Annotated in this window: 20 protein-coding genes and 1 pseudogene; 10 read left to right on the top strand and 11 right to left on the bottom strand. The window is 32.3% G+C overall.

The window, feature by feature from the left end; genetic code table 11:
* Positions 1–5 precede the first annotated feature (5 nt).
* Positions 6–632, top strand: coding sequence for a leucyl/phenylalanyl-tRNA--protein transferase (aat, locus tag AC0L3M_RS10705; RefSeq protein WP_473430732.1), 627 nt, complete (start codon positions 6–8; stop codon positions 630–632).
* Here aat and AC0L3M_RS10700 read toward each other — a convergent pair.
* Positions 629–1191, bottom strand: a pseudogene (locus tag AC0L3M_RS10700) (DNA-3-methyladenine glycosylase I). The gene aat and the pseudogene AC0L3M_RS10700 overlap by 4 nt on opposite strands.
* 265 nt (positions 1192–1456) lie before the next feature.
* On the opposite strand from AC0L3M_RS10700, the gene AC0L3M_RS10695 reads away from it, so the two are divergent.
* Positions 1457–2074, top strand: coding sequence for a thioredoxin family protein (locus tag AC0L3M_RS10695; RefSeq protein ID WP_473430731.1), 618 nt, complete (start codon positions 1457–1459; stop codon positions 2072–2074).
* 39 nt (positions 2075–2113) lie between these two features.
* On the opposite strand, the gene AC0L3M_RS10690 is transcribed toward AC0L3M_RS10695, so the two are convergent.
* The 6 genes from AC0L3M_RS10690 to AC0L3M_RS10665 all read right to left on the bottom strand — a co-directional run bounded on the left by AC0L3M_RS10690 (position 2114) and on the right by AC0L3M_RS10665 (position 5947).
* A complete protein-coding gene (locus AC0L3M_RS10690) occupies positions 2114–2836 on the bottom strand; it encodes an energy transducer TonB family protein (protein WP_473430730.1) in 723 nt (240 codons plus the stop codon).
* 70 nt (positions 2837–2906) lie between these two features.
* On the bottom strand, positions 2907–3602 hold the full coding sequence (gene truB / locus AC0L3M_RS10685; protein WP_473430729.1) for a tRNA pseudouridine(55) synthase TruB: 696 nt from the start codon (positions 3600–3602) through the stop codon (positions 2907–2909).
* Positions 3603–3606: 4 nt separating this feature from the next.
* Positions 3607–4401: an undecaprenyl-diphosphate phosphatase gene (locus tag AC0L3M_RS10680; RefSeq protein WP_145004178.1), complete on the bottom strand. Its 795-nt coding sequence runs from the start codon at positions 4399–4401 to the stop codon at positions 3607–3609.
* 92 nt (positions 4402–4493) lie between these two features.
* Positions 4494–4754, bottom strand: a complete 261-nt coding sequence (locus AC0L3M_RS10675) for a DUF3098 domain-containing protein (RefSeq protein WP_292948102.1) — start codon at positions 4752–4754, stop codon at positions 4494–4496.
* A gap of 43 nt (positions 4755–4797) precedes the next feature.
* A complete protein-coding gene (locus AC0L3M_RS10670) occupies positions 4798–4941 on the bottom strand; it encodes a hypothetical protein (protein ID WP_186439217.1) in 144 nt (47 codons plus the stop codon).
* A 130-nt stretch (positions 4942–5071) separates the two neighbouring features.
* The gene (locus AC0L3M_RS10665) at positions 5072–5947 is read right to left on the bottom strand and encodes a cell division protein FtsX (RefSeq protein ID WP_145004175.1); all 876 of its coding nucleotides are present in this window, start codon (positions 5945–5947) and stop codon (positions 5072–5074) included.
* A 128-nt stretch (positions 5948–6075) separates the two neighbouring features.
* Here AC0L3M_RS10665 and AC0L3M_RS10660 point away from each other — a divergent pair, with 128 nt between their 5' ends.
* From AC0L3M_RS10660 to AC0L3M_RS10640, 5 genes are all read left to right on the top strand, one after another.
* Entirely contained in the window at positions 6076–9153 is a 3078-nt protein-coding gene (locus AC0L3M_RS10660) for a leucine--tRNA ligase (RefSeq protein WP_473430728.1), read from the top strand.
* 438 nt (positions 9154–9591) lie between these two features.
* Positions 9592–10551 carry a hypothetical protein gene (locus tag AC0L3M_RS10655; protein WP_473430727.1) on the top strand — a complete coding sequence of 320 codons (960 nt, stop codon included), beginning with the start codon at positions 9592–9594 and terminating at the stop codon, positions 10549–10551.
* A 145-nt stretch (positions 10552–10696) separates the two neighbouring features.
* Entirely contained in the window at positions 10697–11407 is a 711-nt protein-coding gene (locus tag AC0L3M_RS10650; RefSeq protein WP_292948058.1) for a zinc metallopeptidase, read from the top strand.
* A gap of 80 nt (positions 11408–11487) precedes the next feature.
* A complete protein-coding gene (locus tag AC0L3M_RS10645; RefSeq protein ID WP_473430726.1) occupies positions 11488–12216 on the top strand; it encodes a Bax inhibitor-1/YccA family protein in 729 nt (242 codons plus the stop codon).
* A gap of 258 nt (positions 12217–12474) precedes the next feature.
* Complete coding sequence (locus tag AC0L3M_RS10640) at positions 12475–13410, top strand: T9SS type A sorting domain-containing protein (protein ID WP_473430725.1); 936 nt, start codon at positions 12475–12477, stop codon at positions 13408–13410.
* 51 nt (positions 13411–13461) lie between these two features.
* Here AC0L3M_RS10640 and AC0L3M_RS10635 read toward each other — a convergent pair whose 3' ends face one another.
* Positions 13462–13932, bottom strand: a complete 471-nt coding sequence (locus tag AC0L3M_RS10635) for an Lrp/AsnC family transcriptional regulator (RefSeq protein ID WP_028283223.1) — start codon at positions 13930–13932, stop codon at positions 13462–13464.
* Positions 13933–14147: 215 nt separating this feature from the next.
* Positions 14148–15512 carry a saccharopine dehydrogenase family protein gene (locus AC0L3M_RS10630; protein WP_473430724.1) on the bottom strand — a complete coding sequence of 455 codons (1365 nt, stop codon included), beginning with the start codon at positions 15510–15512 and terminating at the stop codon, positions 14148–14150.
* A 78-nt stretch (positions 15513–15590) separates the two neighbouring features.
* Between AC0L3M_RS10630 and AC0L3M_RS10625 the strand changes: the two genes are divergently transcribed.
* Together AC0L3M_RS10625 and pckA are read left to right on the top strand one after the other, a co-directional pair.
* Positions 15591–15983 carry a DUF423 domain-containing protein gene (locus AC0L3M_RS10625; protein WP_473430723.1) on the top strand — a complete coding sequence of 131 codons (393 nt, stop codon included), beginning with the start codon at positions 15591–15593 and terminating at the stop codon, positions 15981–15983.
* 74 nt (positions 15984–16057) lie between these two features.
* Positions 16058–17674, top strand: coding sequence for a phosphoenolpyruvate carboxykinase (ATP) (gene pckA, locus AC0L3M_RS10620; RefSeq protein ID WP_473430722.1), 1617 nt, complete (start codon positions 16058–16060; stop codon positions 17672–17674).
* A gap of 77 nt (positions 17675–17751) precedes the next feature.
* On the opposite strand, the gene AC0L3M_RS10615 is transcribed toward pckA, so the two are convergent.
* Together AC0L3M_RS10615 and AC0L3M_RS10610 are read right to left on the bottom strand one after the other, a co-directional pair.
* Positions 17752–18501: a uroporphyrinogen-III synthase gene (locus AC0L3M_RS10615; RefSeq protein ID WP_145004153.1), complete on the bottom strand. Its 750-nt coding sequence runs from the start codon at positions 18499–18501 to the stop codon at positions 17752–17754.
* 17 nt (positions 18502–18518) lie between these two features.
* Positions 18519–19169, bottom strand: a complete 651-nt coding sequence (locus AC0L3M_RS10610; RefSeq protein ID WP_473430721.1) for a DUF4271 domain-containing protein — start codon at positions 19167–19169, stop codon at positions 18519–18521.
* Positions 19170–19277: 108 nt separating this feature from the next.
* On the opposite strand from AC0L3M_RS10610, the gene AC0L3M_RS10605 reads away from it, so the two are divergent.
* Positions 19278–20003 (top strand): polyprenol monophosphomannose synthase, encoded by a 726-nt coding sequence (locus tag AC0L3M_RS10605; protein ID WP_292948042.1) that lies wholly within the window; start codon positions 19278–19280, stop codon positions 20001–20003.

Below are 20003 nucleotides of genomic sequence, written 5' to 3'. Positions count from 1 at the left end.
TAAAAATGGAATTTTTAAATAATAATCATGTGTTTCCTGAAGTTGATAAAGCCACAGAAGATGGTCTTTTAGCTGTTGGTGGAGATTTAAGTGCAAACCGATTGTTAACTGCGTATCAAAAAGGCATTTTTCCTTGGTTTGAAGATGATAACACTATAATGTGGTGGTCTCCAGATCCCAGATTTGTATTGTTTCCAAAAGATTTAAAAGTGTCTAAAAGCATGAAGCAAATCCTGCGTAACACAGATTTTGTGGTCACTGTTAATAAAGATTTTAACGCTGTTATTACAGCTTGTGCTGCAGCAAAACGACCAGGACAAGATGATACTTGGATTACAAAAGGTATGATTGACGCCTATACCAAATTACATCAATTAGGTTATTCAAAGTCTATAGAGGTTTGGCTAAATAATACACTTGTTGGAGGCTTATATGGTGTAGACTTAGGTAATGGTGTGTTTTGTGGAGAAAGCATGTTTGCTAAAGTAAGTAACGCCAGTAAAGTAGGGTTTATAAGTTTTATTCAAAATACAAACTATAAGCTTATTGACTGTCAAGTTTATACAAATCACTTGGAAAGTTTAGGTGCAATGGATATTTCTAGAGCGCAGTTTTTAAAGTATTTAACTTAAACCTCATGGTATCTAAAACAAGCGACCTCATGGTCATTAACCATACCTACAGCTTGCATAAATGCGTAAACAACAGTTGATCCAACAAATTTAAAACCTCGTTTTTTTAAATCTTTACTTAGGGCATCACTAATTGTAGTATTTGCAGGTGCACTTTTATAATGTGCTACTTTATTTTTTATAGGTGTATTATTTACAAAAGCCCATAAATAAGTTCTAAAACTACCAAACTCTTTTTGGATGTCCATAAATAATTGGGCATTAGTAATCGTGGCATTGACTTTTAATTTATTTCTAATAATGCCAGTATTTTGTAATAATTCAGATTTTTTTCTTCATTGTAATTAGCTATTTTTTGATAATCAAATTGGTCAAATGCATCAAAAAAATTATTGCGTTTTCGTAAAATAGTTATCCAACTAAGACCAGCTTGGAAGGTTTCTAAGATTAAAAACTCAAATAGTGTAGCATCATCATATACAGGAGTTCCCCATTCTTTATCATGATAAGCTTCATATAAATCATCTCCAACGCACCAACCGCATTTATGTTTTGTCATTTTGTTTCGTTTTTCGATATTCTTTTATGGCAATTAACATGTAAATAAGCACTATTACATGTCTTAAATCAAACAAATATAGATTTTTAAAAATATGATAATTAGGAATCAAATTAAGACTTTTACAAGCTAATAAGCTGAAAAAACCAACAAATAAAATAGGTTTAAAGGTTCTTAAAGTTAACATTGTAAGGAAGTTTTAATAATTTCTACTAATGTAACAACAGTAACTTATAAATCATAATAGTTGCTGTATTTTTGTACTATGGATACACTTAAAGATACAATTATCAAACAAATTTTACAGGATGGGTTGGATAATAGCATGAGCTATGCTGAATATAGAGATTTGGTTTTGACTAAAGTCGAAAACAATTCAAACACAGGTCATGAGGTTAATGAAGCTTTAGCTAATTATACAATGCTTAATAGTAAGCGCATGAAGCGTTGGGATAAAACGATTAAGATTGGAGAAGGTGTTGCAGATGCTATTAAACATAAAACATTTAATCAAACTTGGATTATAATTACAGAAAGTTGGTGTGGAGATGCTGCACATGTAATGCCTGTTATTAATAAAATTGCAGAATTAAACGATGGTATCAATTTTAGAGTTGTATTAAGAGATGATAACGAAGCGTTAATGGACCAATTTTTAACTAATGGTTCTAGGTCTATAGCTAAGTTAATTATTTTAGATACAATTACTAAAGATGTTATTTCTACCTATGGTCCAAGACCAAGCACAGCAACATTATTGGTAAATGACTATAAAGCTAAGTATGGTAAATTAACGCCAGAGTTTAAAGAAGACTTGCAACAATGGTATAATAAAGATAAAGGTCATACAGTTATAGCGGACTTAGTCGCTTTAATTGGTTAAATAATATATATTCTCTTTTACATTTAAAGGAGAATATATCTATTTTCCGGTAAATTGAAACGTAATAGACCCTAATTGCTTTGATGTTGTTGAGGTATTAAACTTAGCCTCCTTAGCATATTGTAAAGCATGTTCTTGTAAACATGCATTATTAGAAGTTGATGCATTGTTGATATAAGCATCTATAACAGTACCATTATTATTTACGGTTATATTAACTACAATTTTACCTTCTGCATCACATAAATAAACAGGAATTGGTAAGTATTGATCTGTCCGACCTTTTAAAGAATAGTATATGGAGCTGTTAGTGTTGGCAACATTACTTTGTTTCGCACTACTGTTTTTAGACCGTTTGTTAAGTATTTCATTTACGCTATTAAAACTAGTTAATGTCTTTTCAGAGATTGCAGAATTACCATGACTTACTTCCGTAGTTTTTTCAGTTTTGATATCGTTTTTATAGGTCTCTAATTTTGGATTAGTATAATCCTCAGGAGGAGCTATAGGTTTGTAAGCTTGTGCATAGTGTTTATAGTTTTCAGAACTGTTAAAGGCTTTATTAGTTGCTTTATTAGCACTTTTGATTGGTGTTTGCTCGGCTAAATTTTCAATAATATCTTCAACTTGCTCTATGTCGTACACTGTTTCAGCGACAGCTGTATTTGTTTTAAAAACAGTCACATTTAATACAGACAACAGTAATGTGCCTGTTATTAATAAAGTTATAGCTAGCGCTTTATGAGAGTTTTTAAAAAGCATGTATTACAAACGATTTTTAACTAATTGTTAGTATATTTATATACGTTTGCAAAGTATAAAAAGATGTGTTTTAGTCCTTTTTTGGGAGATTTTTAATAAAATCATCTATCGAAAGCCCATTTTTTACATCAAAATCACCAATTTTTGTGCGACGTAAAACAGATAAGTGTCCACCGGAATTTAATGCTTTTCCAAAATCGTTAGCCAAAGATCGTATGTAAGTCCCTTTACTGCATACCACTCTAAAATAAATGTTTAGACCATCAATGTTAGTAATTTCAAATTCTTGTATTGATATTTTTCTAGATTTAATTTCAACGGTTTCACCAGCTCTAGCATATTCGTAAAGGCGCTTTCCTTCTTTTTTTAAAGCAGAAAATATTGGAGGATATTGGTCAATTTCACCTATAAACTGTTTAGTCGTTTGGTGAATTAAATCTTGGGTAATATGGCTAGTATTAAAAGTCTCGTTAATTTCGGTTTCTAAATCGTATGATGGTGTTGTGCTTCCTAAAACAATTGTTCCTGTATACTCTTTAATTTGACCTTGAAAGGTGTCTATTTGTTTGGTCATTTTACCAGTACAAATAACAAGCAATCCAGTAGCTAATGGATCTAAAGTTCCAGCATGACCCACTTTTATTTTTTTAATATTAAAAGCTTGGCGGATTTCCCAACGTAGTTTGTTTACCACCTGAAAAGACGTCCAATCTAATGGCTTGTCTATAAGTAAAACTTGTCCTGCTAAATAATCTTCTTTAGTCATTGACTTAATTTAATAGTGCAAATGTTATTGCAATTATACCAACAATAGCACAGTAAATAGCAAAATAGGATAGCTTACTTTTTTTAACCAAGCTAATCATCCAAGTGCAAGCAAATAAACCAGCAACAAAAGCAGCTATAAAACCAGCGGATAATGCAGTGATATTTTGACTATCAAAATTTAAATCACCTCCTAAAATGTCTTTGGCTATTTTTCCGAATATTAAAGGTACAACCATTAAAAAAGAAAAGCGTGCAGCTTTAGTTTTGTCATTACCTAATAATACAGAAGTAGATATGGTTGCTCCACTTCTGGAAATACCAGGAAGCATGGCTATTGCTTGAGACACACCTATAATTAGTGCATCTTTAAAGGATACGTTCTTATTTGTGTTTTTAGCTTTATCAGCAAAAAATAATAATATTGCTGTAACTAATAACATACAACCTACTAAAAGAATATTGCCACCAAAAAGTTGTTCTAATTGTTCTTCAAAAAACAATCCTACAAAAGCAGCAGGAAGCATAGAGATTGCAATTTTTGTTACAAACTTGGTGTCCTCATTCCATTTAAAAGCCAAAAAGCCTTTAATAATGTCTAAAATATCTTTTCTAAAAATAACAATGGTACTTAATGCAGTAGCAAAGTGAAGAACTACAGTAAATAATAAGCTTTCTTCAGGAATACTTTTATCGCCTAAAATGGCTTTACCTATTTCTAAATGACCACTTGAAGACACAGGAAGAAACTCAGTTAATCCTTGTACTATACCTAATAAAATTGAATCGAAAATATCCATGTTGGCAAAAGTATTAAAATACTATGACCAAATGATACAATGAAGTTGAAATTTAATAGTCTAATTTCAATAAAAATAAACTACTAGAAGTGTTATTCGGCTTTAGGCTTAGATAGTATAGCGTAAACTTGTATACCAAAGCCAATAATTACTAAAGCAGGAGCCAAACGGATACGTCTCCAGCTAAAAATAGCATCACTAAATACATTTGGGTCGTCACTACCACCACCAGACATCAAAATGAAGCCTAAGGCAATGCAAGCTAAGCCAATAAACATAAATTTATAGTTGTGTTTACCAAAAACTAATTCGGTTTTTAAACTGTTTTTATTGTTTTTGTTGCTTTCTCCCAAAGTATTATTTGTGTTGATTTTTGACAAATTTAAACTTTTTAAATTAATCGTAAATAAATTTTGTTTGATGTTTTTTAATAGTCACTTTATCTGTGTGTGCAACTTTAGTTTCAAACTTATTAGTTGTTGTCGCTAAATAAGCAATAATTGCAACTAGACCTATTAATACAAATGTGATTCGTTTCATAAACATTAGTTTTAGAGTTATTAATCATTTTAAAGTATTAGTTGGTCAATAGTGCGTTATTTTTTGGTTAAGTAAATATAACGCGCTAAAGTGCAAAGTATTGTTAACGCTTTAGTTAAAAGCTGTTAAATTAATACAGTTGATCGGTCTTTAAATTTAAAAAACGTTGTGTTGCAAAATGAGTACTTATCCAAGTAATAAGTATACCTAGTAAAAAGATTATTAAAAATAAACCACCTATTAAAATAGGGCTTTGACGTAAAACTAATTCTGGAAAAGCTTGGTCCACATAATACACTATAAACCCTAAGCCTACTAATGCAAGGATAGCACCAAGTATACCTAGTTTAATGCTTTTCCAAACAAATGGTCTACGTATAAAGCGTTTGGTAGCACCTACCATTTGCATCGTTTTTATAGTAAAACGCTTAGCGTAAACAGATAATCTAATGCTACTATTAATTAGTAATACCGCAATTAAAGTAAAAATAGCACTTAGTAATAAGACCCAAAAGCTAATTTTTTTAACGCGACTATTCATTAAGGTTACTAAATCTTTGTCATACCTAACTTCTTCAACAAAACCTTTTTCTAGTGCAGTTGCAGCTAATTCTTCTAACTTATCAGAAGTCACAAAATCTGCTTTAAGGTTAACATCAATATTATTTTGTAAAGGATTAAATCCTAAAAACTCCATAAAATCTTCACCATTTTCAGCTTTCATAGACTCAGCAGCTTGCTCTTTAGAGATGTATTCGGTAGATTTTACATAATCTGCCAACGCTAAACTTTTTTCAAGTTGCTTAACTTCGACGTCCTTGGCGTTGTCTTTTAAATAAATAGTAACCGTTACTTGTTCTTTAAACAAGTCTGCTACCTTTTTAGCGTTAAGAACTAAAAGTCCCAAAATACCCAATAAAAATAATACTAATGCAATACTTAGTACTACAGAAAAGTAAGAAGAAATTAATCTACGTTTTTGATATCTTTCAAAAGAAGAGCTCATAAATTGATGTTAGTTAATAGTGTAAAAATATAAAAGAAAATGAAATCCCTTTGATTTAGAACGTCAAACTTTTAATAGTCTTATAATAAGTTTAAATTTGTTGCTTAATTAAGCGGAAAAACACAAAAATGCAATACCATTTTAACGACATCGAAGCCAAATGGCAAAAATATTGGGCCGAAAATCAGACTTTTAAAGCCTCAAACAGTAGTGACAAACCAAAATATTATGTTTTGGACATGTTTCCTTATCCATCAGGAGCAGGTTTACACGTTGGTCACCCATTAGGTTATATCGCGTCAGATATTTATGCACGTTACAAACGCCATAAAGGATTTAATGTATTGCATCCTCAAGGGTATGATAGCTTTGGATTACCTGCCGAACAGTATGCTATTCAAACTGGTCAACATCCTGCAATTACTACAGAGACTAACATAAAAACTTACAGACGTCAATTAGACCAGATTGGTTTTAGTTTTGATTGGAGTCGCGAAGTACGCACATCAAGTCCAGAATATTACAAATGGACGCAATGGATTTTTATTCAATTATTTGAATCTTATTACTGTTTTAACGATAATAAAGCAAAAGATATAAAGGAGTTAATCTACGTTTTTAAATTAAACGGAAATTGTCCAAAAGAATCTGGATTAAACGTTGCTTGTGATGATAATATCGAAATATTTTCTGCTGACGATTGGAATGGATTTTCATCAGAAAAACAACAAGAAATATTATTACAATATAGATTAACGTATTTAGCCGAAACTGAAGTCAACTGGTGTCCTGCTTTAGGAACCGTTTTAGCTAACGATGAGATTGTAAACGGAGTATCAGAACGTGGTGGACATCCTGTTATGCGTAAAAAAATGACGCAATGGAGTATGCGAATTTCTGCTTACGCAGAACGTTTACTGCAAGGGTTAGATACTATAGATTGGACAGACTCGCTTAAAGAAAGTCAACGTAACTGGATCGGTAAATCTGTGGGAGTATCCGTGACTTTTAATGTTATTCCTTCTGTCTCGTCGAGCGCAGTCGAGATGTCTCATCAAATAGAAGTCTTCACAACTAGACCTGATACTATTTTTGGTGTTAGTTTTATGACCTTAGCTCCAGAGCATGAGTTAGTGTCTAAAATAACGACTCCAGAACAAAAAGCAGAAGTTGAAGCATACATTTTAGCAACCTCAAAACGTAGCGAGCGTGATCGTATGGCAGATGTAAAAACCATTTCTGGTGCGTTTACAGGTGCATACGCAGAGCATCCTTTTAGCAAAGAGCCAATTCCAATTTGGATTGGAGATTACGTGTTAGCTGGTTATGGTACAGGAGCAGTAATGTCTGTGCCTTGTGGAGACCAACGTGATTACGACTTTGCAAAACATTTTAATATTGCAATTCCTAATATTTTTGAAGGAGCAGATATAAGCCAAGAAGCTTTTACATCTAAAGACAACGTGAAAATTGCAAACAGCGATTTCCTTAACGGAATGAACTATAAAAAAGCAACCAAACGTGCTATTTACGAGTTGGAGCAAATGGGTCAAGGTGAAGGAAAAACTAACTACAGATTGCGCGATGCAGTATTTTCGCGTCAACGATATTGGGGAGAACCATTCCCAGTATATTACGTTAACGGAATGCCACAAATGATTGATAAAGCGCATTTACCAATCACTTTACCTGAAGTAGAAAAATATTTACCAACCGAAACTGGAGAGCCACCTTTAGGTCGTGCAGATGTTTGGGCTTGGGACACTAATACTAATACTGTGGTTTCTAACACGCTTGTCTCGTCGAGCGCAGTCGAGACGTCTAAAGATAACGGAATCTACCCATTAGAGTTAAACACAATGCCAGGTTGGGCAGGAAGCTCATGGTACTTTTTCCGTTATATGGAAGAAAAAGCCAACAGAGGAGAAGACTTTGCAAGTAAAGATGCACTTAACTACTGGGAAAACGTAGACCTTTATATTGGAGGAAGCGAGCATGCAACAGGACATTTATTATACTCACGTTTTTGGGTGAAGTTTTTAAAAGATAGAGAATTTGTTGGAGTAGAAGAGCCTTTTAAAAAGCTGATTAACCAAGGAATGATTCTTGGGACTAGTGCTTTTGTTTATAGAGTTACTTCACTTCCGATGATTGGGAAAAAAGCGACCGGAAATATTGAAGATAATGCTGTTATGGATAGTTATGCTTCTAATATTTATGTCTCTAAAAAAATATCAGAATTAATTGAAAATAATGATCTTAATTCCAAAGAATTAGGTGAAATAGTAAAATCATTAAATAATAAGATTAATGAAGTTAATTCTAATTTAAGTGAAGGTGAAACTAAATATGGACAAACAGCAAAAATTAAAGTCACTCCTATTCATGTTAAAGTGCAATACGTTAATGCTTCTGATGAATTAGATATCGAAGGATTAAAAAATGATGGAGAATTTGGAGAAGACTTTAAGGACGCAGAATTCATTTTAGAAGATGGTGTTTATAAAGTAGGTCGCGAAGTCGAAAAAATGTCTAAATCCAAATACAACGTCGTAAATCCAGATAATATTTGCGAGCAATATGGAGCAGATAGTTTACGTTTATACGAAATGTTTTTAGGACCCTTAGAGCAAGCTAAACCTTGGAATACAGCAGGTATTACAGGTGTGCATGGTTTCTTAAAAAAACTATGGAAATTATATGTTGGCGAAAATGGAGTTACTGTAAATGATGCTGAGCCAACAAAAGACAATCTAAAAACGTTACATAAAACCATTAAAAAGGTTGAAGAAGATATAGAGAACTTCTCTTTTAATACTTCGGTTTCAACGTTTATGATTGCTGTTAACGAGTTGACACAACAAAAATGTACTAGTAAAGCTATTTTAGAGCCATTATTAGTACTATTATCACCTTACGCACCTCACATTACGGAAGAGCTTTATAGTCAATTAGGAAATACAAAGTCTATTAGTACTGCAGCTTTTCCTAAGTTTGAAGCTAGCCATTTGGTTGAGAGTAGTAAAAATTATCCAATTTCTTTTAACGGAAAAATGCGTTTTACTTTAGAGTTACCAATGGATATGTCTAAAGACGACATAGAAAAGACCGTTATGGCTCATGAAAAAACTATTGCTCAATTAGATGGACGTACACCTAAAAAAGTGATTATTGTACCTGGTAAAATTGTAAATATTGTTGGATAATAAAAATGCAAACGTCATTGCGATGAACGAAGCAATCTCTTTAATTAATCATGCTAGTTATAGCGAATTGGTTTTTTATTCAACGTCATTGCGAGGAACGAAGCAATCTCTCAAAATTAAGTACATTACAGAGTAAACAATCAAAAGTACTCACCACACGTCAGTTCGAGTGAAATGCTTTTTCAGCATTTAGTATCGAGAACCATTTAAAAAGGCATCTCGATACAATTTGCTCGTACCTCACAAACCACTCGATGTGACGATACGTTTATTATCCAACGTCATTGCGAGGAACGAAGCAATCTCTCAAAATAAAGTATTATATTTAAAACAAAAACAAACCAATCAAGCAAACATGCTGAGGTAATAGGTAATTTGGTTGAAAATAGGTTTAAGCAACATCAGTGAAAATCTAAATAGTAATTAAAAAATTTCAATATGAAGCAATGTATATTTATGTTGTTGTTCCCAATAATGCTTTGGTCGCAATCATATGTTGGTCATGTAGAAAATCTTCCTATCCACTTACAATTAGGTGTTTACGAAAATAGTAGTCAAGCTAATACAGCTCGAGCTGAAGGCTATTATTTTTACGATTCTAAATTAATTAATATCCCTTTAAGGGGAGTTATTAGTAACGATACCATAACTTTAATTGATGGTTATTTTTATAATGAAGACAATATTAGCTCTGCAGATGAGGTTTTTACCTTACAGAAAAAAGGCAATACGTTAATAGGTCAATTAAAAATTAAATCCCAAACCTACAAAGTCGTTTTAACCGAAACAGATACAGATCCAATTGAGGGTTTTAGAAACCCAAAACTTCATTTTGTTAAAGATAGTGTTTCAACCTATAATAATAAACAGATTGTTTGGTTTCACGAGGCGTATTCAAATATGTCACTTTTTAGATTAGGTAACGGTTTTACTAAAAGCCAAAGGGCTATATTTAATTCTAAATTAGATAGTATTCATTTTCAGTTTGCTCAAGGTAAATTGGATTGTAATTCTTGGTTTGAAGTGTCCAATACTATTAATTTGGTTAATGATAACTTTGTTAGTTTTAAAATAAGCTATAGTGTATATTGTGGTGGTGCACATCCATCTTACGGGACAGTAGGTTATACCTTTAATTTAAAAACGTTGTTAGAAGTTAATAATATAGAAGACTTGTATCCTAATATTAGTTTTTTCCAATTGCTAAAATCAAAATATTATGATCCTTCAGATCCATTTCAGGAAGAATGTAATGTGTTTACTGACGCTTATAATTGGGATAACAAAGTCTGGAATTTAACACCTAAAGGCGTCTTACTAACACCTAATTATCCTCATGCAATGACACCTTGTGAGGAAGATTATTTTCTGAGTTATAATAAGTTAATTGCAGATTAATTATAGGTTTCATTACTCTAAAATGGTCGGTTTAACAGATTTTTATGCCAATAAAAATAAAGTCTAAATCTGACATTTTTTCTATCCTTTAAGTTGGCTTACTTTTTGCTATATTTATAGTATCAATTTTAAAATTTAAAAAAATATGTTTTCAGGATATATGGGTTACTATATACTAATAGGAGCTATAGGTTTAATTAGTAGTATAGTAAGTAGTAAGTTAAAAAGTAAATTTGCATTTTACTCTAAAGTCCATTTGCGTAATGGTATGACAGGAGCAGAAATTGCAGAAAAAATGCTAGCAGATAATGGTATTAGAGACGTAAAGGTTATTTCTGTTAAAGGACAATTAACGGATCACTATAATCCAGTGGATAAAACTGTAAATTTAAGCGAAGTCGTGTATAGTCATGCAAATGCAGCAGCAGCAGCTGTAGCTGCACACGAGTGTGGCCATGCTGTCCAGCATGCAACAGCCTATAGTTATTTGACTATGCGATCTAAATTAGTACCTGTTGTTCAAGTAACATCTAGTATGTCACAATGGGTTATTATTGGTGGTATTGCATTAATGGCTTCTGGTGCATTAGGTGCAAGTGGACTTTATGTTGCAATTGCAGGTTTGGTCATGATGGGATTTGCTACACTATTTAGTTTTATCACTTTGCCAGTAGAGTATGATGCAAGTAATAGAGCTTTGGCTTGGTTAAAAGCAAAAAATATTGTCACTCCAGAAGAATATAAAGGCTCTGAAGATGCGCTTAAATGGGCTGCAAGAACCTATTTAGTAGCAGCAATTGGAGCGTTAGCCTCTTTATTATATTGGGCTATGCAAATTTTAGGTAGACGCGATTAAGTCACTTAAATTATATAAAAATAATACATAATAGTTTTTCTTTTTTTACATTTGAGCAACCAATAATTTAATCAATAATAATGGAAAATAATTTAGAAAATTCGTTTGACAATTATCAAGGGAATACATTAGTAAATGTGGCATCTGAAGCAGATAGAGTTACATTTTATAAAAAAACGTATGGTCATGTTGCTGTAGGTGTATTAGTATTTATTTTATTTGAATACCTACTTTTACAAAGCCAAACTGTTGTAGAGTTTATGTTGTCTATGACAGAGGGTTATAAGTGGTTATTACTACTTGGAGGTTTTATGTTAGTCACAACTTATGCTGAAAGTACAGCAATGAAGACTGCCGATAAAAATAAACAGTATTTAGCTTATGCATTATATATATTAGCTCAGGCTGTTATTTTTGTGCCAATGATATACATTGCAGCTTTTTACATGGATTCTGGTCCAGAGATGTTACAGCAAGCAGCATTGGTAACATTAGCGTTATTTACAGGTTTAACTGCTGTAGTAATGATGACTAAAACAGATTTTTCGTTTTTAAAAGCAGGTTTAACTATTGGTGGCTTTATAGCTTTAGGGTTAATTGTTGCTGGATCACTTTTTGGTGGATTTACACTAGGTTTATGGTTTTCTGTTGGTATGTGTTTATTAGCAGGAGGATCTATTTTATACCAAACGTCTCAGATTAAAGATAAATACACAACTGAAGATTATATACCTGCAGCATTAGGTTTATTTGCATCTTTAATGTTGTTATTTTGGTATATCCTTAGAATATTTATGTCAAGAGACTAAAAATTATACCAGTAAATAGTAAAAAAAGCACCTAAATTTTAGGTGCTTTTTTTACGTCTAAACTTAAATTTTACCAAGGTGTAATTAACTTGTAATTTGCTGTTTTATAGTTGTTTGTTGGATGTAAAACTATTTTTAAAATTAATATCAAAAATTATTATATGGTGTCAATCAATATGTTAAATTTGTTATGCTATTAATTTATATATTATGAAAAATAAACTACTATCATTGATTTTTTTGTTACCCTCATTAATCATGTCACAAGTAGGCAATGGTTTTGAAAACACTCCAGGTGTAACATTTAACGCTGTAAGTAATGCGTGTCAATATTTTGACACAAATACTACAACAGCACATACATTAACTAATTATAATGCCAATTGCGGTTTGGTATATGTTACTGAGGCAAGTTCTGGTTCAACATTAGGATACTCTATTGTATTAGATCCAACAACACCTAATGGTCCTGTAGGTTTCTCTGATGGAGATTATTTTGGTGTTGCAACAGCAGCTTCTATCCAATCAGAATTAGGTTTTGCGCCACCAGAAGGGACGCAAGCTTTTTTTATGGATGATGTTGATGGTACAGTTACTATGACTTTTGACCAAGTTGATCTAGTAGGATCTAATCCACAGTTTAGTATGCAATATTTTTTAGATGATACTAATTGGGATATTTTAGATTTTTTTAGAGTGACTATTCAATTTTCAGATTGTGCTTCACCAGCGCTTACGTTAATTGATACCACTACAGAAACTAATGGTATTGATGATTTACCAGGTTTGCAAGGGTCTTGGCAATTATTGTCTGCAGATTTATCTGCTAATGCAGCGTGCAAAGCACAATTGGTAATTGAGTTTTCTTCTAATTCTGGAGCAGAGCAATTGGCCTTAGATGCTATAGATTTTATTCCTGGTTTGACACTAAGTACAGATGTATTTGATTTAAATTATGTGTTATCTATATATCCAAATCCTTCTAATGGATTAATGACTATTAAAAACAACGGAGTTAATTTAAAGGCTGTTAATGTTACAGATATTAATGGACGTTTAATTAAAACAATAGATTTAAATAATAGCTCAACAAACGCTATTTTAGATTTAAGTACAGATTTAGCTTCTGGATTGTATTTTATTACTGTAGTTTCAGAAAAAGGAAATCTTGTTAAAAAGATAATTATAGAATAATTTAGTAATTTAGAAATACATAAAAAAAGCGCCTTTTTGAAGGCGCTTTTTTTATATTTTTATTTGTCGTTCTATTTGTTGGTCTAGAGATATAAAGGTTTCTGTTCTAGAAACACCAGCAATGGATTGTATATCATTGTTTAGTAAATGCATTAAATGCTCGTTGTCCTTACATAGTATTTTTATTAATATACTCCAGTTTCCTGTGGTGTAATGACACTCTAAAACTTCGGGTATTTTTTTTAATTGTTTAACTGCTTCCGGATTACTCATGGCTTTGTCTAAATAAATGCCTACAAATGCCATAGTGGTATAACCTAAAACTTTTGGATTAATAACAAATTTAGAGCCTGCTATTAATTTAGATTTTTCTAGTTTTCTTAAGCGTTGGTGTATGGCAGCTCCAGAGATGCCGACTTGACGCGCGATTTCTAAAACAGGTGTTCTGGCATCTTGCATTAAAGCACGAAGTATCTTTTTATCGATACCATCTATAGTAATGTTATTGTTTGTGGTTTTCAAGTTGAAATAGGTTAAAATTTAAAAGATAAATTTAAACAATCTATTTTAAATTGTAACGTGGTGTAATTAAGACTTTGTTTTTACACGCATTAAGGATGGAAATGGCATCCTTTTTTGCCATTAAAAGCAAAAAAGATATAATGTACAGCCTGACCTAAGCAATACTTACAAGGTTAATTAAAACCTTGTAAGTGTTGTGTGGTAATGCCCAAAAATTAAACATTTAATGGGTTGTAGCCTAAATATGGGACTTCGGTTTCTTTAAAAGTAATTCCGTAATCTTTTAATTCTTCTAGAATTGGAGTGTAGACTTCTTTTGTAATTGGTATTTGTACGCCTGGAGTTGTAATCTTACCATTTAATATGGCTAATGTTGCAATTGCCACAGGAAGTCCTACGGTTTTTGCCATTGCTGTGTAAGTTTGGTCTTCGCCAAGGGTCACCATTGTAGAGTCTATTTGGTGTTTTTTACCATCAAGCTCATAACCAAATTTGTGGTACATGACAATCATGTCCTTGTCTTTAGGGTCTAACGTCCAGCTGTCTAGTAATATTTTTTGTAATATTTGAGCAGGCGTTGCTTTTTTAAGTTCGACCATTTTAGTTTTGCTAAACAGGTCTAGCTCTAAAAATTTGTCCCAAATAATATCATCTTGATCTATTTTTAAGGCGTGTCTAAATTTAAGCTCAACAGAGTCTGTTGGGCTGTAAGGTAAAAAGGCGTTTACAAAGTCGCGATAGGTCATATTCTCACTATCATCTATAGTGTAACTATCGTCTGTCATGCCTAATGCTACAAAGACTTGCCAAGCTCTGGAAAATCCAACACGACGCATCGTCCCACGATATAATGTTTTTACATTGTCAAGATTATACACGCTTTGGTATTTTAATGAGTCGCGATTAGCGTAAGCTTCAAAGCGTCCAAACCCGTCAACGTCTAAAAATTCGGTACGTCTAAATAAGCGGTTATAAGGGATGTATTTGTATGTGTTTTCTTGTAAAAATTTGGCTGCACCACCTTGTCCTGCTGTGACTACATTTCTTGGATTCCAAGTAAATTTGTAATTCCATAAATTGTTATCACTTTCTGGAGCTACTAATCCACCTGTAAAGGACTCGAATAATATGATTTTTCCGCCTTTATCACGAATACCATCAATAACTTGCATGGCACTCATATGATCTAGTCCTGGATCCACACCAATCTCGTTCATAAACACTAATCCTTTGTCTTTAGCATCTTGATCTAAAGCTTGCATCTCATCACTAACATAGGATGCAGTAACCATACTTTTATTAAAAGTAATGCAGTCTTTGGCAACTTCTATATGAAATCTTGCAGGCAACATTGATACAACTATATCTGCTGCTTTAATAGCGTGCTCTCTAGATATTGGGTCAAATACATCTAAGCTAATTGCCGAAGCGTTAGTATGATTTCCAATCATTATTTTTGCGCTTTCTACGTTTAAGTCACCAACCGTAATATGTAAATTTTCGGTTTCTGATTTATCTAATAAGTATTTAATAAGGTACGAGGTTGATTTTCCGGAACCTATGACTAATATCTTTCGCATAATGAGATTTGTTGAGTATTTTTGAACTACGAATGTAGAAAATTTTAATTGGGATAAAAACGAAAATGAAGTATTTATATGAATAAGAAGCTATTACTTTTAGGAACTATTTTGGGATTATTAAGTGTTGTTTTAGGTGCTTTTGGCGCACATGGATTAAAAGCTTTAGTGTCTGCAGAAGCAGTCCAAAGTTACGAAACTGGTGTGCGCTACCAAATGTATCATGCATTATTGTTGTTAGTCGTTGGGAGTCATAATTTGGTGACCTCAAAATCTAAAACAATAATTTTTTATTTGGTTTTGTCAGGTATAATCTTGTTTTCCGGATCTATTTACGGATTAGCAACTAACACATTAACTGCTTTTAATTTTAAATCGATAGCGTTTGTGACACCAATAGGAGGTTTACTATTAATCTTGTCATGGAGTATCCTGTTGATAAATATTTTAAAGATCAAACAGAATAATTAGTATTTGTTTGGCGTTTCTAGTGTAATAATTTTAACTTTGCAACTCAAACAACACATACACAACACACACAAATTATGGTAGACCATACCCAATTTACGAAAACGATTGCGTTGGAACAATACGGAATCAAAAATGCCCAAGTAAAATATCAATTAACACCAGATCAATTACAAGAGGAAACTCTAGAAAAAGGTCAAGGTAAAGTAGCCTCTTCAGGAGCTTTAGCAGTAAATACAGGCGAGTTTACAGGACGTTCTCCAATGGACCGTTTTATTGTAAAAGACAGTATTACTGAAGATAAAGTGTGGTGGGGAAATATCAACATTCCTTTTGATGCTGATAAGTTTCAAAAACTATACGATAAAGTAACAGATTACTTATCTAACAAAGAGGTTTTTGTTAGAGACAGTTTTGCTTGTGCTGATGAAGACTACAAACTAAACATTCGTGTTATAAATGAGTATCCATGGAGTAACATGTTTGCTTACAATATGTTTTTAAGACCAACTGAAGAAGAGTTAAAAGATTTTACTCCAGAATGGACTGTAGTTAACGCTCCAGGTTTTATGGCAGATCCAGAAGTTGATGGTACACGTCAGCATAACTTTGCTATTTTAGATTTTACTAGAAAAATTGCTTTAATTGGTGGTACAGGTTACACAGGAGAAATCAAAAAAGGAATCTTCTCTGCACTAAACTTTATTTTACCAGTTTACAAAAATACATTACCAATGCACTGCAGTGCAAATGTTGGTAAGGATGGTGACACAGCAATTTTCTTTGGATTATCAGGAACAGGAAAAACAACATTGTCTACAGATCCTGACAGAAGCTTAATTGGAGATGATGAGCATGGTTGGACTGCAGAGAATACTGTGTTTAACTTTGAAGGTGGATGTTACGCTAAAGTGATTAACTTATCAGGAGAGCAAGAACCAGAAATTTTTGGTGCGATTAAAAAAGGAGCAATCCTAGAAAACGTTATCATGAATGATAAAGGAGAGGTAGATTTTGAAGATACTTCTATTACACAAAATACGCGTGTAAGTTATCCAATACATCATATTGAAAATATTAGAGTACCATCTACAGGAGAGAATCCTAAAAACATTTTCTTTTTAACAGCAGATGCTTTTGGAGTATTGCCTCCAATATCTAAACTAACACCAGCTCAAGCTGCTTTCCATTTTATATCTGGTTATACTGCAAAAGTAGCAGGTACCGAAGCTGGAATTACTGAGCCAGTACCAAGTTTTTCGGCATGTTTTGGAGCACCTTTTATGCCTTTACATCCAACAAAATACGCTGAGATGTTAAGTAAAAAAATGAAAGACGCTAACGTAAACGTGTGGTTGATTAACACAGGTTGGACTGGAGGGTCTTACGGAGTAGGAAGCAGAATTAAGTTAAAATATACGCGTGCTATGATTAGTGCAGTGCTTAATGGAGATTTAGGATTGTATAACTATAAAGATTATCACATCCATTCTGTATTTGGTGTAGCACAACCTAGAACTTGTCCAGGTGTACCTGATGAGGTATTAAGCCCAAGAGCAACTTGGAAAGACGATAAAGAATATTACAAGACAGCTTTTAAACTAGCTAATGCTTTTAGAGAGAATTTTGAGAAATTTGAATCTTATGCAAGCGAAGAAATTAGACGTGGTGGACCACAACGTTACGCTGAATAGTAATAGATAAAGTGTTAATAAAAAAAGCGCCAATTGAAATTTTCAATTGGCGCTTTTAATTTATAGTAGATTAAGGTTTATTTACCTTTATTAACTTTGTCAATATATTTTTGAAGTGCCATAGTCATAGATGGTGTTTCAGGTGTTGGTGCAGCAATGTCTACACGCAATCCTTTTTCTTCAACAGCTTTAATGGTCGTGTTACCAAAAACAGCAATTCTAGTATCGTTTTGTTTAAATTCCGGAAAGTTGTGGAATAAAGACTCGATACCACTAGGACTAAAAAATACTAAAATGTCATAAGTCACATTTTCTAAATCTGATAAGTCACTAATAACTGTTTTATAAAATACAGCTTCTTTCCAGTCAATATTTAATGCGTTTAAAGTTTCTGGTACCTCAGGCTTTAATTTGTCTGTTGTAGGTAATAAAAACTTTTCGTCTTTATATTTTTTTATTAAAGGTGATAAGTCTGCAAAATTACGTTTACCAACATAAATTTTACGCTTTCTGTACACTACATATTTTTGTAAATAGTAAGCAACTGCTTCAGATTGACAAAAATATTTTAACGAATCTGGCACTTTAAAACGCATTTCTTCAGCCACTCTAAAAAAGTGATCAACAGCATTTCTACTAGTTAAAATAATAGCAGTGTAATTTTTTAAATCAACTTTTTGTTGTCTGATATCTTTGGATGGCACACCTTCTACATGAATAAAAGGTCTAAAATCAATTTTTACTTTCTGCTTTTCAGAGAGATCAAAATAAGGCGAATTTTCTATTTTAGGTTCCGGTTGCGAGACTAAAATCGTTTTCACTTTCATAAGTTGTATAATTTTATTTAGACCCAATTAGTTGTTATTATTTTATATAAAACAACATAAGGTGCAATTTCGAGAGTGCAAAGATACAAAATAAAATAAAACAAGCTCTTTCTAAAGACATTAAGATTATTCTTAATAAATAAAAACAAGCCAAAAAATTGCAAAGCTAAAAGGATGGTAAGCAGTGTAATTAATAGGGTTTGGTTAGGTGTTAAAGTATAGATTAATAAAGCATTTATTGGTAGAAGTACTAATCCTACAAAGTTTTGAAAGCTAGTTTTTTCAAAAATATATTTATCTATAATAGGCTCTATATCCAATACGCTTGATAATAATCTTTCAAAAAGCACCTTTAATATTAAAAATAACCCAATAAGTAAAGCGTATTTAAAGACGTCTAATTGTGGTAACCTGTTTAAGGATTGCTCATTTAAATAGGTATGCAGTAAAAGTCCTAAGTTTAGTATAAAGTTTAAAAACAACAAGCCTTCAAATAAATCAAAAAAGCGCTGTTCCTTTATATATAGGTTAGTATGTCTGGAGTTAAATAGTAGTAAGATAAATTCATTAAATCTTTTAGTAAATAATGTCTTAGATAGCGCTACAATAATTAGGCAACCTATAAAAGTTAGGGTTAAAATATCTACAGTATATAGGTCTCTTAGCATGGCATAAAATTATTATTTTTTAATAGTAAATCGCCTAATAATTAAGTAATTTTTATAATTAAGTAATTTTATAAAAATGTACATTTGCCTAAATTTTAATTAGTATTGATGCAAGACGCTGTTGTTATAATACCAACATACAACGAAATTGAGAATATAGAAGCTATTTTAAGTGCAGTGTTTGCGCTTCCTAAAGCATTTGATGTATTAGTGGTGGACGATAATTCGCCAGATCAAACCGCTGTTAAGGTTAAAGCATTACAAGCAGAGTTTGACAATCAGCTATTTTTAGAAGTTAGAAAAGAAAAATCTGGGTTAGGTACTGCGTATATACATGGTTTTAAATGGGCTTTAAATAAACAGTACCAATATATTTTTGAGATGGATGCAGATTTTTCTCACAACCCTACAGATTTAATACGTTTGTATGACGCTTGTCGTTTAGACAATGCAGACTTAGCCATAGGGTCACGTTATGTAAAAGGTGTCAATGTAGTCAATTGGCCTCTAGGTCGTGTAATATTGTCTTATGGTGCTTCTATTTATGTAAGATTAATTACAGGTATGCGTGTTAAAGACGCTACAGCAGGTTTTATATGTTACAAAAGACAGGTTTTAGAGCAACTAAACTTAGATCAAATAAAGTTTGTTGGCTACGCGTTTCAAATAGAAATGAAATTTAAGGCGTATTTAAAAAAGTTTAAATTAGTAGAAGTCCCAGTCATATTTACTGACAGAACAAAAGGAGAATCCAAATTAAGCTCAAGTATTATATCCGAAGCTATATTTGGTGTAATAAGTATGAAAATTAAAAGTTTATTCAAATCCAATTAA

The organism is Olleya sp. KJ81-1, assembly GCF_055808135.1.
This window is presented reverse-complemented; position numbering and strand designations above follow the sequence as displayed.